This window comes from Bradyrhizobium sp. R2.2-H (assembly GCF_004346455.1).
Classification (GTDB): Bacteria; Pseudomonadota; Alphaproteobacteria; order Rhizobiales; family Xanthobacteraceae; genus Bradyrhizobium; species Bradyrhizobium diversitatis.
Genome location: NZ_SMBR01000004.1, coordinates 376199 through 390695 on the forward strand (window position 1 = coordinate 376199; position 14497 = coordinate 390695).

The 14497-nt window shown below is 65.3% G+C and carries 10 protein-coding genes; 7 read left to right on the plus strand and 3 right to left on the minus strand.

Annotated elements, in window-relative coordinates:
• Nucleotides 1-12: 12 nt before the first annotated feature.
• On the minus strand, nucleotides 13-1041 hold the full coding sequence (locus tag EDE08_RS12790; protein WP_131869109.1) for a glycosyltransferase family 2 protein: 1029 nt from the start codon (nucleotides 1039-1041) through the stop codon (nucleotides 13-15).
• Between the two features lie 408 nt (nucleotides 1042-1449).
• On the opposite strand from EDE08_RS12790, the gene EDE08_RS12795 reads away from it, so the two are divergent.
• The 5 genes from EDE08_RS12795 (at nucleotide 1450) to EDE08_RS12815 (ending at nucleotide 7294) form a co-directional block, all read left to right on the plus strand.
• A complete protein-coding gene (locus EDE08_RS12795) occupies nucleotides 1450-2250 on the plus strand; it encodes a class I SAM-dependent methyltransferase (RefSeq protein ID WP_131869108.1) in 801 nt (266 codons plus the stop codon).
• Between the two features lie 291 nt (nucleotides 2251-2541).
• Nucleotides 2542-4920: a Wzz/FepE/Etk N-terminal domain-containing protein gene (locus EDE08_RS12800; protein ID WP_131869107.1), complete on the plus strand. Its 2379-nt coding sequence runs from the start codon at nucleotides 2542-2544 to the stop codon at nucleotides 4918-4920.
• The gene (locus EDE08_RS12805; RefSeq protein WP_131869106.1) at nucleotides 4913-5716 is read left to right on the plus strand and encodes a WecB/TagA/CpsF family glycosyltransferase; all 804 of its coding nucleotides are present in this window, start codon (nucleotides 4913-4915) and stop codon (nucleotides 5714-5716) included. The genes EDE08_RS12800 and EDE08_RS12805 overlap by 8 nt, the downstream gene beginning before the upstream one ends.
• A 19-nt stretch (nucleotides 5717-5735) precedes the next feature.
• Nucleotides 5736-6728: a UDP-glucose 4-epimerase GalE gene (gene galE / locus EDE08_RS12810; protein WP_061879032.1), complete on the plus strand. Its 993-nt coding sequence runs from the start codon at nucleotides 5736-5738 to the stop codon at nucleotides 6726-6728.
• Between the two features lie 224 nt (nucleotides 6729-6952).
• On the plus strand, nucleotides 6953-7294 hold the full coding sequence (locus tag EDE08_RS12815; RefSeq protein ID WP_131869105.1) for a hypothetical protein: 342 nt from the start codon (nucleotides 6953-6955) through the stop codon (nucleotides 7292-7294).
• On the opposite strand, the gene EDE08_RS12820 is transcribed toward EDE08_RS12815, so the two are convergent.
• Nucleotides 7268-11383, minus strand: coding sequence for a bifunctional diguanylate cyclase/phosphodiesterase (locus EDE08_RS12820; RefSeq protein ID WP_165935895.1), 4116 nt, complete (start codon nucleotides 11381-11383; stop codon nucleotides 7268-7270). The two genes, EDE08_RS12815 and EDE08_RS12820, sit on opposite strands and share 27 nt — an antisense overlap.
• 403 nt (nucleotides 11384-11786) lie before the next feature.
• Between EDE08_RS12820 and EDE08_RS12825 the strand changes: the two genes are divergently transcribed.
• Entirely contained in the window at nucleotides 11787-13154 is a 1368-nt protein-coding gene (locus tag EDE08_RS12825; RefSeq protein WP_131869103.1) for an LLM class flavin-dependent oxidoreductase, read from the plus strand.
• A 12-nt stretch (nucleotides 13155-13166) separates the two neighbouring features.
• On the plus strand, nucleotides 13167-13952 hold the full coding sequence (locus EDE08_RS12830; RefSeq protein WP_131869102.1) for a fumarylacetoacetate hydrolase family protein: 786 nt from the start codon (nucleotides 13167-13169) through the stop codon (nucleotides 13950-13952).
• 30 nt (nucleotides 13953-13982) lie between these two features.
• On the opposite strand, the gene EDE08_RS12835 is transcribed toward EDE08_RS12830, so the two are convergent.
• Nucleotides 13983-14438 carry an Lrp/AsnC family transcriptional regulator gene (locus EDE08_RS12835; protein ID WP_131869101.1) on the minus strand — a complete coding sequence of 152 codons (456 nt, stop codon included), beginning with the start codon at nucleotides 14436-14438 and terminating at the stop codon, nucleotides 13983-13985.
• Between the last annotated feature and the right edge of the window lie 59 nt (nucleotides 14439-14497).

Sequence of the window (14497 nt, forward strand, 5' to 3'; positions counted from 1 at the left end):
GCCGCCGCGGCATCAGGACACGATCTTCGAGGCCTCGTAGGGCCTCGGCTCGAGCCCGAAGGCCGCCAGGGCCGCGCCAAGCGCAACCATCACGGGATGCATCGCGACGACTGCCTTCGACGACCTCAGCGAGGCTGCGGCGCGAACCAGCGACAGCGGCACCCGCCCGAGCATCTGCGCGAACACCCGCGCACGCGCCGCCGAAGTCTGGGCGGCCTTGTACTGCACACGATAGTTGATCGCACCGATGCGCAGGCCGCGCTTTGCGATCCAGCCGAGGCTGGTGCGCTTGTGCGGCACGGTCTCGGTGATGACGGCCTCCGCCGTCCAGTGGAACAGCATGCCGGCATCCCGGCACCGCACGAAGAAATCGCAATCGCCGCCGCCGAGAAAATTGAAGCGCAGGTCGAACGCGGGACGATCGAACCGTTCGAAGGCGGCACGCGTGATCAGACAATTGCCGCACCCATAGATCAGCGGCACCGCTCCGCTGTAGTCGTAGGCGGGACAGAAGGCGGGATGACGCGAAAGCCAGGGCTTGCTGTCGTCGTCGAAGACCGGCAGCACCGGCCCGCCGACCACGTCGGCACCGGTCGCCTCCGCAGTGCGGACCATCAGTTCGAGCCAGTCGGGCGAGGCGATCTCGTCGTCGTCGATCATCAGGAAACGGGTCGCGGCGGGAAACAGCCCCTGCGCCGTCTCGAATGCGGCGTTGATCGCCTGGCAGTTCCCCTGCCGCTTCTCGACGAGGCAGACGCCCTGGAGCCGGCCATCGGCGAGATACTCAGCGGCGACCGGCGCGCTCTCGCGCCGCGCAGCATCGTTCTCGACCATGACGACGGCAAAGGAGCGGGGTGTACGCTGGCTCGCCAGCGAGTCCAGGGTCAGCCGCAGATGCTGCGGGCGCCGGAAGCAGGGAATGCAGACGACAATGCCGACCGACAGATCGATGACGCGGGAGCTCGCCACGATCTCCCGGTTGGGATCGCGCACGACATCCGAGATGCGCGTGGCGGACAGGTCTGTCGGGATCAATGTCATGACGTCCTAGATGGCCGAGATATGTTGAGAAAGCCCTGCTTCGATCGCGCGGATCGGCCTCGTGCCGCGATGGCACGTCGCTGCGGGACAGATGCGTGCCAAAATGACCGATCGGCGCGCGGCGCATCCGCCACGCCATCCCGGCGATCTCCAGTCATCCTGACACGACACCATGCACTTAACCGCCTTCGCGTGTTTCTGCCGCAAAACCTCGCACGCGTGCTAGTGCAATTCGTGGTCCAGTGCGCCGTCCACGTCTCGACATGAACAATGCCGTAGTTAACGCCCATACGCATTAACCCGGCCGTAAGCACTGCGATCAGTGAGACGGCGCGGCATCGGATTTGCTCTTCGGGCGAGCGAGTCTTTTCCTGTAAATTTGAATAGAACAAGCGCGGCCAGAAAATCATGAACAAGCCAGCCACGATCGACTTCGCGACAGCCACGGCAATCAATGTCTCCGCGGCCACAACACCCACCCAGGCGCTCCATGATCTCGTCCCCGGCGAGGCCCGCGACAGCCTGCTCGCCGTCCACGACGTGCTGTGCCGCGAGCTGCCGCAGGACCGGCTCGCCATCTATGAGGCCGGCGGCGGCTCGTGCAGCGTCCTGCCACCGGAATTGCTGAGCCGGAGCAAGGTCACCGTCGTCGATATCGATGAGGACCAGGTCCGCAACAACACCTACGCCGACGAGGCGATCCTCGGCGACGTCCAGACCTACAGCTTCGGGCGCGAGACCTTCGATCTCGTGATCTGCTACAACGTCATCGAGCACCTGCCGAACGTCGACGCCGCGCTGCTGAATTTCCGTGACGCGCTCAAGCGCGGCGGGATGATCCTGATCGGCGCGCCCAATCCGCGCTCACTCTCCGGAGTCGTCACCAAGTATTCGCCGCACTGGTTTCACGTCTGGTTCTACCGGCACATCCGCGGCATCAAGGACGCCGGACTGCCCGGCGAGCCGCCGTTCCCGACGTTCTTCCATCCGCTGGTGACGCTGCCCCGGCTCGAAGCTTTCGCGACCGCCAACGGCCTCGAGATGATCTATCGACGCGAGGTGGAGAGCCCGCGCTACCCCGAGATGCGCCGGCGCAAGCCGTTGTTCGCGGCCCTGGTCGACGCCGGCGCCGCGGTGCTCAACGCCGTGCTGCCGCGCGGCACCGACGTCCGTCGCGGCGACTATCATGTCATCCTGCGGAAGCGCTGACGGCCATGACCCGTGCCCGGCCCATCGCTGGACGAGCGGCAGCGCGCGGCCACGTTGCGCGCGGTAACGAATCGTTAATCCCTGGAAGATCCCGGTATCGCGAGCGTCACGAGGACGCGCGTAGGGGTGGCAGGCGCTTAAACGCTTTGTTTGCCATTTCCGTGAATAGTCCCTCAGCGAGTATGGTTAATTTTCCCTGTTGCGTTGATTGGGCACCCATATGCCGGGTGCGTGGCGTAAAGCGAAGAGTAACCCCTCAGCCCGCGGCAGTTGGAATGAAAGCTGGGGATCATGCTTGACTATAGCCAGCCGATCGATCGAGCCGGACCGGAGGTCCCGCAACGGAAGCCTCAGGCCGGCTTCAACGTGCTCGAGCTCGTCAATTTGCTCTGGCGGCGAAAGGTCGCGATCGCCGCGGCCGCCCTGCTCGGCGCGACGCTCGCGGTCGTCGCCGGCAAGAGCGTGACGCCTCGCTACACCGCCACCGCTCAGCTCTATGTCGACCCGCGCGAGCTCCAACTCGTCGACCGCGAACTCACGCCCCGCGCCCAGGACATCTCCGGCATGTCCATGGTGGTGGAGAGCCAGGCGCGCCTGATCACCTCCAACAGCGTACTGCTCCAGGTGATTCAGCAGGCAGGTCTCGACAAGGATCCGGAATTCGGAGGCGGCGACGGCAGGAGCCTGATGTCGTCGCTGCTCGGCCTGATCGGCCTGCACCCCCGCGCGCCATCCGCCGCGGAGAAGAATGAAGTGCAGCTTGCTGCGCTCGACGCATTGAACAAGCACATCACCGTCCGCAAGACCGAGAAGAGCTTCATCGTCGACATCGAGGTCTGGTCGACGGATCCCGCGAAAGCGGCGATGCTGGCCAACACGCTGACCAATGCCTACCTCGCCGAATCCCGCAACTCGCAGGCGTCGGCCGCACGACGCGCGACCAACGATCTCTCCAGCCGCCTGAAGGAGCTGCGCGACCGGCTGCGCAACGCCGAGACTGCGCTTGCCACCTACAAGGCCCAGAACAATTTCGTCGGCACCCAGGATGCGCTGATCAGCGACCAGCAACTCTCCGCCAGCAACCAGCGGCTTTCCGCGGCCCGTGCGGCGACGATGGATGCGCAGGCACGGCTCGACCAGATCGCGGCGAGCCGGCGCACGGCCACGGATGCAGGTGCGATCCCCGAGGCGCTGCAATCGCCGACGATCGCGAATCTGCGCGCGCAATATGCCGATGCCCGCAAGAAATATGCGGAGCAGGCCGGCGAGCTCGGGCCGCGCCATCCGGCGCTACGCCAGACCGAGAAGCAGGTCGAGGACCTCAAGCGTACCATCAACGAAGAGATCGACCGCTTCGCCCAGTCCGCCAAGAACGATTTGACGCGCGCCCGCGATTTCGAAGCCTCGCTCAACCGGGCACTGGAGGCCCAGAAGCGGCAGAGTGTCCAGCTCAGCCAGGCCGCCGTGCGCCTGCGCGAGCTCGAGCGCGAAGCCGATGCCAGCCGCGACGTCTATCAGTCCTTTCTCAAGCGCTCCCGCGAGACCGAGGAGCAGGAGAGCCTGAACACGTCGGCGGCCCGCGTCATCGGCGAGGCGACGGTGCCGCAGCGGCGCTCGTTCCCGCCCGCGATGAGCTTGTTCGCCATGATCGGCTTCATCTTCGGCGCGATCGCGGCCTCGAGCTGGTTCGTCGCGGTCGAGTTGCTATTCACCGGCGCGATCGCACCGGCGCCGGCGCCTGCCCGTCCACAGCGCGCGCCGGCGCCGGATGCAGATGCAATGAGAGCTCCGCAGCGCGCACCCCCGCCGGAGGCGTCGCCGCCTCCGCCCGCCTCGCGGGTTCCGGAAGTTGAACAGATTCCGCCGGAACTTGCCGCGCCCCCGCTCCAGCCTTCGATGGTCGAAAAGCCCGTGATCGAGAAGCCGCTGATCGCACGATTCCAGGAGGCCGACGTCATCCACACGCTCGGCGCCATCCTCGCTACGGGCGGCGGCGTCGACCTCACGCGGCTGGGTTGGCCAACGCTCCGCCCCGGCTTTCCCCTGACGACACTGCTCAACGCCTGGCGTGACATGCGCGCGGCGGTCGTCCGGCGCGCCGGCGGCAAGGCGATGCCGGTCATCGCGCTCGTCGGTGCCGGCGAGACCACCGGACGTAACGTGACCACGCTGAATTTCGCGCTGGCCGCTGCCCGCGACGGCGCCCGCGTGCTGATGATCGATGCCGACCATCAGGCACGCTCGCTTTCGAACAAGGTCAGCCGTCCCAGCAAGAGCGAACCGAGCAGGCTCGGATGGCTCTCGATCGGCAACAAGGACGCACGCGAGATCAAGACGGTCAACGGCATCTCGGTACTGCCCGCCGCGGAGGGCGATGCCGACAAGGCTGCCGCCGCGATCCGCAAGGCGATTGCGCAGGCCCGTTCCGCCGGCGGCTATGATCTCGTGATCCTCGACGGCCCAGCGATGCCGCTCTCGGCCGGCGGCCGCAAGCTGCTCGACGACACCGACTCGCTGGTGGCCGTGCTGCCGACCAGCCTCGACGTCAACGACAGCCTGGAAGAGATCCTGGCCGCGCTCGGCCCCGCCGAGCGCAAGCTCGTCGGCGTCGTGCTCGACGAGCTCACCCCTGCAATCCAAACGCGCCATCGAGGCAGACAATATGCTTGAGCGCCGCGTCAACCTCGACGGACGGGCAGCGACTGCCGAGGTGCCGAGAATCACCGTGGGCGGGCTTCGCATGGCCGCGCTCGACCTGGAAGCCACCGCCGATTTCATGATCGAGGCGACCGATCCTGACAGTCGCATCGGCCGTCCGCTGTTCCTGACCTCGGCCAATGGCGAGGTGCTGGCACGCTGCTCGACCGAGCCGCAGACCGAGCGGCTGTTCCGCGCCGCCGACCTGATCAACGCCGACGGTCAGCCTCTGGTCGCGGCCTCGAAGCTGCAATCCTGGTTCCCACTGCCGGAGCGCGTTGCGACGACGGACCTGTTTCATATCGTTGCGCGCAAGGCTGAGGCCGTCGGCCGCACGTTCTACATGTTCGGCGCAAGCGAGGCCGAGAACGCCGCCGCGGTCGACAACGTTCAGAAGATGTATCCCAAGCTCAAAATCGTCGGACGCAGCCACGGCTATCTGCGAGGCGAGGCGCTGCGTGCCAAGGTGGAGGAGATCAACGCCCTGGCGCCGGACTATCTGTGGGTCGCGCTCGGCGTGCCCAACGAGCAGGCATTCGTGAAGGAGTTTTCGGCGCATCTGACCAATGTTGGCGTCATCAAGACATCCGGGGGCCTGTTCAACTTCTTGTCCGGGAGCCGTTCCCGCGCGCCGCAATGGATGCAGAAGATCGGGCTCGAATGGGCCTGGCGCACCTTGCTCGAGCCACGCCGTCTGCTGTGGCGCTATTTGACCACCAACCCCCGCGCGCTCTATCTTCTCCTCAGCCGCAACCGCCCTATCCGCTAGAAGAAGAGCAGAAGACGACATGACCGACAGACCGACCGTCCTCGTCACCGGGGGTGCGGGCTATATTGGCTCGCATGCGTGCCGCGCATTAACCGCCGCCGGCTATCAGCCCGTCGTTTATGACAATCTCTCGACAGGTCATCGCAGCTTCGTCTCCGGCCCGCTGGTGACGGGCGATCTGCTCGATGGCGCGGTGCTGGCGCGCGCTTTCGCCGACCACAAGGTCACGGCGGTGATGCATTTTGCGGCGGCGAGCCTCGTCGGGGAGTCCATGACCGACCCGCAGAAATACTACATCAACAACGTCCAGGGCACGTTGTCGCTGTTGCAGGCCATGCGCAACGCGGGCTGCCATCGCATCGTGTTCTCCTCGACCGGCGCCGTCTACGGCAACGCCGATTCCAAGGCGCTCCCGGAAGACTTCCCCTGCGCGCCGATCAATCCATACGGCGCATCGAAGCTGATGATCGAGCGCATGCTCGCCGACTACCGCACCGCCTACGGCTTTGGTGCCTTCTGCCTGCGCTATTTCAATGCCAGCGGCGCCGATCCGGCCGGCGGGATCGGCGAGCTGCGCGACAACGAAACCCATCTCATTCCACGCGCCATGATGGCGCTTCAGGGACATGTCGACTTCGCGGTGTTCGGCGACGACTACGACACACCCGACGGCACCGCGATCCGCGACTACATCCACGTCACGGACCTTGCTGCCGCGCACGTCGCGGCACTGAAGCTTCTGGAACAAGGGCATGCCGGCGGCAGCTTCAATCTCGGCACCGGTTCCGGCTTCTCCGTACGCGAGATCCTCGACGCGATCAGGCAGGAGGCCGGGCGCGAGGTGCCGCACAGCGTCAAGCCGCGCCGCGCCGGCGACCCCACCTATCTGGTCGCGGATCCTTCCGCCGCGAGAAACGTGCTGAACTTCGTGCCGCGCCACTCCGATCTACCCACGGTGATCCGCACGGCCTGGGCCTGGCACCAGAAGGCGCATCCGTTCAGATCGCGCTAGGCGACCGTATTGCAGCTTGCCGACGGGCACCTTAAGCCGCTAAAGGGAATGAAGAGACTATGAAAACCCGCGCCGGCCGCTTTTCCGGCCGCCGGGTGCTTATGGTATGGCCGCCGATGGAGCGGCATACGTGGCTGCGCGACGCGCCGTTCTTCAAAGCTTCAGGACCACGACCGCGTGCGCGCATCGGCCTGCTTTCAGGCGCGACAAGGAGCACGGAGCGAATGCATCAGGCCGCAAGCCTGCAATTCGAGCGCGTGGTGAACGAATTCGCCCGCTGGCTCGCCGTGCCCGAGGACGAACGGTCGCCGGCGCCGGCCTGGTGGTGGGGCCCCGCGATCGCGGTGCGCCACGCGCACGAGCCGATGCCAGGTGCATGGTCGCGCACGCTCGGACTCGGCGACGGATCGACCTTTGCCGACGGAGCGTGCCTGCTTCTCGCCCTGTTCGAGGATCAGACCTCACTGCCATGGCCGGACGATTTTCCGCGCAAGGCGGAACGCGAGGCCGACGAGTCCCGTGAGCTGCACCCGCTGCCGTCAGACGACAGCGCCTTTCAACCGTAACGCCGCGGCCTCCTCGGCGACCGGATCCCGCTCCGGCTGGAGCGGCGGCGCGACGGGCAGCACCATCGGCCGCAGCAACTCCGCGATCTGCCGCGCCGGCAGCGGCTTGGAGATGAGGAAGCCCTGCATCTCGTCGCAGCCATGGGTCCGCAGGAACGCCTCCTGCTCGGCATTCTCGACGCCTTCGGCGACGACGGTCATGCCGAGTGCCTTGCCCATGCTGATGATCGCCTGTGCAATCGCCTGGTCCTCCGAATCCTGCGGCAGGTCGCGCACGAAGGAGCGGTCGATCTTGATGGTGTCGATCGGAAAGTGCTTCATCAGCGACATCGACGAATAGCCGGTGCCGAAATCGTCGATGGCGAGGCGGATGCCGCGGCTCTGGATGGAGTCGAGGACTTTGAGCGCACGACCGACATTGTGCATCATCATGCTCTCGGTGACCTCCAGCTGGAGCAGCACAGGCGACATGCCGCTGGCGGCCAGCGCTTCGTCGACGTCCTGCAACAGATGCTCGTCGACAAACTGGCGTGGCGACAGGTTGACCGCCATCGACAGCGGCAACAGGCCGTGCCGCTGCCAGGCCATGGCTTGCGCGCAGGCCTCATTCAGCACCCAGCGGCCGATCGGCACGATCAGCCCGGTTTCCTCCGCAAGCGGAATGAATTGCGCCGGCGAGACATTGCCGAGATCGGGATGAGCCCAGCGCAGCAGCGCTTCGACCCCCGTGATCTGGCCGGTCCCCATGTCCACCTTGGGCTGGTAGTTCAGCGAGAACTGCTCGCGCTCCAGCGCGCGGCGTAGTGCGCTCTCGAGCGACAGCCGTTCGATCGACTGCGTCTTCACTTCGTTGGAGAAGAAGCGATAGCCGTTCTTGCCGTCTTCCTTGGCGAGGTACATCGCCATGTCGGCGTTCTTGGTCAGCGTCTGCGCGTCGGAGCCGTTGGCCGGATACATCGCGATGCCGATGGAGGCCGTCGTGTGGCACTCGTGGCCGGCCACCTCCATCGGCTCGGCAAGCGTCGCGAGCAACCCCGTCGCAATGCGCTGGACATCGTCGATCTCGCCGCACCGATCGAGGATCACCACGAACTCGTCGCCGCCGAGCCGCGCCACCACGTCGCTGGCCCGCAGCGCACCGCGCAACCGGTTCGCGACTTCGAGCAGGAGCAGGTCGCCGGCCTCGTGACCCAGCGAATCGTTGATGACCTTGAAGCGGTCGAGATCGATGAACAGCACCGCAAAGCGGTGATCGCGACGTTGCGCGGCGTCGATCGCCGCGTGCAGCAGCTCGTTGAATGTCTCGCGGTTCGGCAGGTCTGTCAGGCTGTCATGCGAGGCCAGATACTCGATCCGCTCGTCTGCCCGCTTCTTCTCGTCGGCGCGATCGAAATTCTCCATCGCGAAGGAGACGTTGTCGGCGAGGCGCTGCAACAGCTCGACGAATTCGGGCGTGAAGGTGGCCGGTTCGGTCGACATGTAGATCATGACGCCGACGGCCTGGTCGTGCGCGATGAGCGGAAACGCGGCGCCCGATCGCGCTCCGTCCCCACGGACGATGGCATGGAAGACACGGACCCGGTCGTCGTTGAGATAGTCGTTGCTGATGCAGGGCTGGCGCGTCCGGAACGCCGTGCCGCTCATCCCGCGCCCTTCCGGCCGCTCGGGATCGATGGAGAGACGGACGTTGCGCGTGGTGTCGGCGGACGGACCGGCGGTGGCGACAATCTCGAGCTGGTCTGTGCCGGCCCTGGCCAACGCAATCGTGGTCGAGGTGAACTTGGCGCCGTTCGATGCCGCAAGGCAGACGAGGTCGAACAGCTCGGCGCGCGACTTCGCGCGCATGATCGCCTCGTTGGTCGCACTCAGGGCCGCGAACATGCGCGTCAGACGCTCCTTCTGCGCCTCGGTGCGGACTTTCTCCTCGGCGCGATCGAAATTGTCGAGTGCAAAGGAGACGTTCTCCGCCAGCCGCTCGAGCAGCTCGACCAGGTCGGGGGTGAACGTATCCTCTTCCAGCGCGAGGAAGAGCAGAATGCCGACCGCCTTGTCGCCCGCCCTCAGAAGCGGGAAGCTCGCCGCAGCACGCGTTCCATCCTCGATGGCCTTTGTGCGCCAGTATGCCGACCGCGGCTCGTTCAGATAGTCGTTCATGACACTGGGCCGGCAGGTTCGGAGCGACGTGCCGATGATGCCCTCGCCCTCGGGATGGCCGGCGGAAATGTTACAGGTCCGTCCGGCCATGCGCTCCTTCAGACGCCCCTTGACCGCAACGACTTGAACGAGCTCGCGCTCCTCATCGATGATGCCGATCGTCGCCGAGGCAAAGAGATCGCCGAGCACAGCTGCCTGGCAGGCCGCCTCGAACAGCTCCTCGCGTGTCTTGGCGCGCATGATGGCTTCGTTGGTTGCGCTCAGCGCCTCGAACATGCCGCTCAGACGATTGCGCTGCTTGTCCGCTCGCGCCTTCTCGTCGGCGCGGTCGAAACTTTCGAGGGCGAAGGCGACATTGGCCTGAAGCCTGCACAGCAGCTCGACGAGCTCCGGCGTGAAGGTGCCACGCTCCGGAGAGTTGAACAGAAAGACGCCCTCCACCCGGTCGCCGTTGAGCAGCGGCAACGCCGCGGAGGATGCGATGCCGTTGCGGCGGGCGCTGGCCTGCCAAGGCGCGATGCGATCATCAGCGAGCACGTCGTTGCTGACAGCGGGCTGGCAGGTGCGGAACGCCGTGCCCGTCAGCCCGCGCCCCTCGGGCACCCGGTCGGAGGTGGAGAACGTGAAGTTGCGAACCTGATCCGCATTCGGTCCGTAGCAGGCGACGACGCGGAGCAACTCCGCCCGACGATCGACCAGCGCGATGGTGGCCGAGGTGAACTTGGCTCCCTTCGCGGTCGCCTCGCAAACGAGGTCGAACAGCTCGGACCGCGACCGTGCACGCAGGATTGCCTCGTTGGTGGCGCTGAGCGCCGCATACATTCGCGCCAGGCACTCTTCTTCCGCGGCGATCCTGGCTTTCTCGGTCTCGCGGCCGAAATTCTCGATCGCGAACGAGACGTTCTCCGCCATGCGCAGCAGCAGCGCGACGATCTCCTCGTCCTTGGCCCAGGAGCGGCTGATGAAGAACAGCAGCACGCCGACGCTTTCGCCGCGCTTGATCAGCGGCGCGACGACGCAGGCGGCAACGCCGGTGTCGACGTTGGCCTGCTCCCATGGCGAGCCCCTGGTGCGGCTCGCGAGATCGTCCTCGACGATGGCTTTCTGCGTCCGGAACACCTCGCCGGAGATGCCCTTGCCATAGGGATTCTCCGGATCGATCGAATAGCGCGCCTGGGTGACCAGTTCGAGGTTCTGTCCGGTTGCGGCGACCGGAATCATCCAGTGCGAATCCGGCTCGCGAAGCAGGACGATGGTCGCCAACGACTTGCCGCTGTGGACCGAGGCATCGCACACGAGCTGGTACAGCTCCTGCTCGGTCTTGGCGCGCAGGATGGCTTCGTTGGTGGCGCTGATGGCACCGAACATGCGGTTGAGCCGCCGTGTCGCCCGCTCACTTGCCTGCCGTGCGGTCTCGCGCGCGAAATTATCCAGCGCATAGGAAATGTTCGCCGACATGCGTTCGAACAGCGACACCATCTGCTCGCTCAGCGAATTGGCTTCGCTGCGCGTCACGTACAATACGCCGACGCTCTTGCCGTTGCAGAGCAGCGGCAGCGCCGCGGCCGCACCGATGCGAGCCTTGGCGGCGCCCTCGCGCCACGCCAACGAGCGCGGATCGTTCAGATAGTCGTTGCTGATGCACAGCTTCTGATCGCGGAACGCCTCGCCGCCGACACCGGATCCTTCAGGCGTGCCGGCTTCCGTCGTGATCACAATCGAACGGAGCCGCGGAATGTCATCGCCACAGCCGGCCGCATAGCGCAGCCGCCGGCCGTCCGGCTCCACCAGGAACACGGCAACGGCCAGAAAATCCCCGCTCGAAAATCCGGCGTCGCAGACCTTCTGGTACAGCTCGTCCGGCGATCTCGCGTAAAGGATCGCTTCATTGATGGCGCTCAACGCCGCAAAGGTGCGCGCGAGTGTCGTCGGCACGATCTCAGCTCCCGGGCATTTCTGCCTATTTCTCCCGGTGACTTTATCAGCGGCGATCGCCTAAGTGGTCGTTATTGCGCACCGCAAACCGTCGATCAAAGTGAACGAGCAGCGAACGAGCAACGCAAAACTGCGGGAAACGCCGCCGCGCGGGCCGAATCATCGGTCAAAGGCGCGTTCTCTCTACGAATTTGCAGCCCTGCGATGGTTTACGGGAGATTGATATCGCTCCTGCGCTTTGAGACGATGACACCCAACAAGCAGCCTGTTACGGGCACCAAGCCGAGGGAACGCCATGCCGATCGTCAGGGCCGATCGCCTCACGCGCATCAGCGTCGCCCTGCGTGAGTACAGGCTCGACGCCGTGCTCGATCTGGCCTGACGGCATCAGGAGAACAGCAGCATGAATCGGCAGATGGTATTGGTCGGATTCCTCCAGGCGCAGAACTGCACGAACCTGCCGAGCTCCTGGCGGCATCCTGACTCGCGCAGCGATTCGATGTCGGCGGACTATTATCAGGAGATCGCCAGGATACTGGAATCCGGCAAGTTCCACATGGCCTTCTTCGACGACCGCCTGGCGATGCCGGACCGCTACGGCAACGACCACGCCCACACCGTCGAATACGGCATCCGCTGCGTGAAGATGGATCCGCTGATCGTGCTGACCACGATGGGCATGGTCACCGAGAAGCTCGGCCTGGGCGCGACCTGCTCGACCACGTATTATGAGCCCTTCGACGTCGCGCGCCGCTTCGCAACGCTCGACCTGATGTCGGGCGGGCGCGCCGGCTGGAACGTCGTCACCTCGCTCAATGACGGCGAGGCGCTCAACATGGGCCGCGACTCCCATCCTGAGCATGATTCCCGTTACGACCGTGCCGACGAGTTCATGGAGGTCGTGCTCGGCCATTGGGACACCTGGGAAGACGGCGCGCTGATCATGGACAAGCAAAGCGGTCGCTTCGCCGATCCGACCAGGGTGAAGCGGCTCGACCACAAGGGGCCGGCCTTCAGGTCGCGCGGGCCGTTCACCGTTCCGCGTTCGCAACAGGGCCATCCCGTGATCATCCAGGCCGGCGCATCGGGCCGTGGCCAGCGCTTCGCAGGGCGCTGGGGCGAGGTGATCTTCACCGCCGCGCGCAATCTCGCCGCCGCCAAGGACGGCTATGCCGCCGTGCGCAACGAAGCGGCAGCGGCCGGCCGCGACCCTGACCAGATGTTCCTGTGCAATCTGACCACGCCGGTCTGCGCCGCAACCAAGGCTGAGGCCGAAGACAAGATGGCGCTGATCAACAAGCTGCCGCTCCAGATCGACGCGCTGTCGCTGCTCGCCGAAGCACTCAACTACGATTTCGCATCCAAGGATCTCGACGAGCCGCTGACGACAGAGGAACTGAAGAGCATGCAGGGCATCCTGGGCATCCGCGACGGCGTGTTGAAGGCGTCAGGCAAGAGCAACCCGAGCGCGCGCGACTTCGTCACCTTCTCCGGCCGCGGGCAAGTGCAGGACGCGATGGTCGGCGGTCCCAAGGAGATCGCGGACAAGCTGGAGGAGATGTTCGTCGAGCGCGGCTGCGATGGCTTCGTCATCGCCGCAACCTACGTGCCCGGCTCCTACGCCGATTTCGTCAAGCATATCGTACCAGAGTTGCAGCGTCGCGGCCTGTTCCAGACGGACTATCGCGGCAGGACGCTACGGGAAAATCTCGGGCTCGAGCGGCCGGCTGCCGGCGCCTGGAAAGTGCAGCCGCGCGAGGCTGCGGAATAACGAGGAGAAGACATGCGCTGGCTGAAATTCACCGCCTCGGGCAAGACGTCCTGGGGGATCGTCGAAGGCGACCGGGTGATCGCGGTCGATGGCGATCCTTTCGCCGGATGGCAGCGCACCTCGCGGATGCTGCCGCTGTCCGAGGTCAAGATCGAACTGCCGCTGATCCCGCGCACCTTTTATTGCGTCGGCTTGAACTATCTGAAGCACCTCAAGGAAGCCGCCGACAAGCGCGGCGAGGTGCCGGCCGTCCCCGACAGGCCCGAGATCGGCTATCGCGCGCAGAACGCGCTGATCGCCCATGACGAGGAGGTCGTGATTCCCTCCTTCGCGACGGACAAGATCCACTACGAGGGCGAACTCGTCGTCGTCATCGGCAGGAAGGTGAAGCATCTCACCGAGCAGAACGCGATGGATTGCGTGTTCGGCTACACCATCGGCAACGACGTGAGCGAGCGCAGCTGGCAGAAGGCGGACCGCAGCCTGTGGCGCTCCAAGAATGCCGACACGTTCAAGCCGATGGGGCCGTGGATCGAGACCGAAGCCGATCTCGAAAGAATGGAAACGATCGTCCGCGTCAACGGCAAGGAGACCAACCGCTTTGCGACCGCCGACATGATCTTCGGCGTGGTGCCCTTCCTGGTCGAACTGACGAGGTATTTCACGCTGTGGCCCGGCGACGTGATCTGGATGGGCACCGACGGCGCCTCGCCGGATATCAAGCACGGCGACGTCGTGGAGGTCGAGATCACGGGCGTCGGGACGTTGCGCAACAGGTTCGTGCGGGAGGAGCGGTAGGCTGACCTCCCCTGCGGCATGTCTCGCAAGTCAGAACGGCAACGCCACGCCCGTCTTGATCTCCTTCAGCACGACATTGCTGCGGACGTAGCGGATGCCGGGGATGCGGAACATGAACTCGTCGAGGAAGCGATTGTAGGCGGCCATGTCCTGCACGACGACGCGCAGATGATAGTCGGCGTCGCCCGTGGTCGCAAAGCACTCCAGCACCTCGCGGCGCGTCGTGACACTGGCCACGAATTCGTCGACGAACTTCGCGTCATGCCGCTCCAGCGAGACGTGGAGGATGGCCGACATCGCAAAGCCCGCCTGCTCTCGCGCGACCAAGGCCGCATAGCCGCGAATGACGCCGCTGTCCTCCAGGGCCCGGACCCGGCGCCAGCAGGCCGAAGTGGACATGCCGACCTCATCGGCCAGCTGCTGGTTGGTGGCACGGCCGTCCCTCTGGAGATGGGCGAGAATCCTGGTGTCCTGCTCTTCGATCATGCATACCCTCAAAGCGACAGTTTCTACCATATTCGGACACCTAATGCAAAATTCTACCG

Excerpts from the sequence above, each read along its gene's own strand:
- EDE08_RS12790 (WP_131869109.1), bottom strand. The coding sequence starts at position 1,041 with ATGACATTGATCCCGACAGACCTGTCCGCCACGCGCATCTCGGATGTC.
- EDE08_RS12795 (WP_131869108.1), top strand. The coding sequence starts at position 1,450 with ATGAACAAGCCAGCCACGATCGACTTCGCGACAGCCACGGCAATCAAT.
- EDE08_RS12800 (WP_131869107.1), top strand. The coding sequence starts at position 2,542 with ATGCTTGACTATAGCCAGCCGATCGATCGAGCCGGACCGGAGGTCCCG.
- EDE08_RS12805 (WP_131869106.1), top strand. The coding sequence starts at position 4,913 with ATGCTTGAGCGCCGCGTCAACCTCGACGGACGGGCAGCGACTGCCGAG.
- galE (WP_061879032.1), top strand. The coding sequence starts at position 5,736 with ATGACCGACAGACCGACCGTCCTCGTCACCGGGGGTGCGGGCTATATT.
- EDE08_RS12815 (WP_131869105.1), top strand. The coding sequence starts at position 6,953 with ATGCATCAGGCCGCAAGCCTGCAATTCGAGCGCGTGGTGAACGAATTC.
- EDE08_RS12825 (WP_131869103.1), top strand. The coding sequence starts at position 11,787 with ATGAATCGGCAGATGGTATTGGTCGGATTCCTCCAGGCGCAGAACTGC.
- EDE08_RS12830 (WP_131869102.1), top strand. The coding sequence starts at position 13,167 with ATGCGCTGGCTGAAATTCACCGCCTCGGGCAAGACGTCCTGGGGGATC.
- EDE08_RS12835 (WP_131869101.1), bottom strand. The coding sequence starts at position 14,438 with ATGATCGAAGAGCAGGACACCAGGATTCTCGCCCATCTCCAGAGGGAC.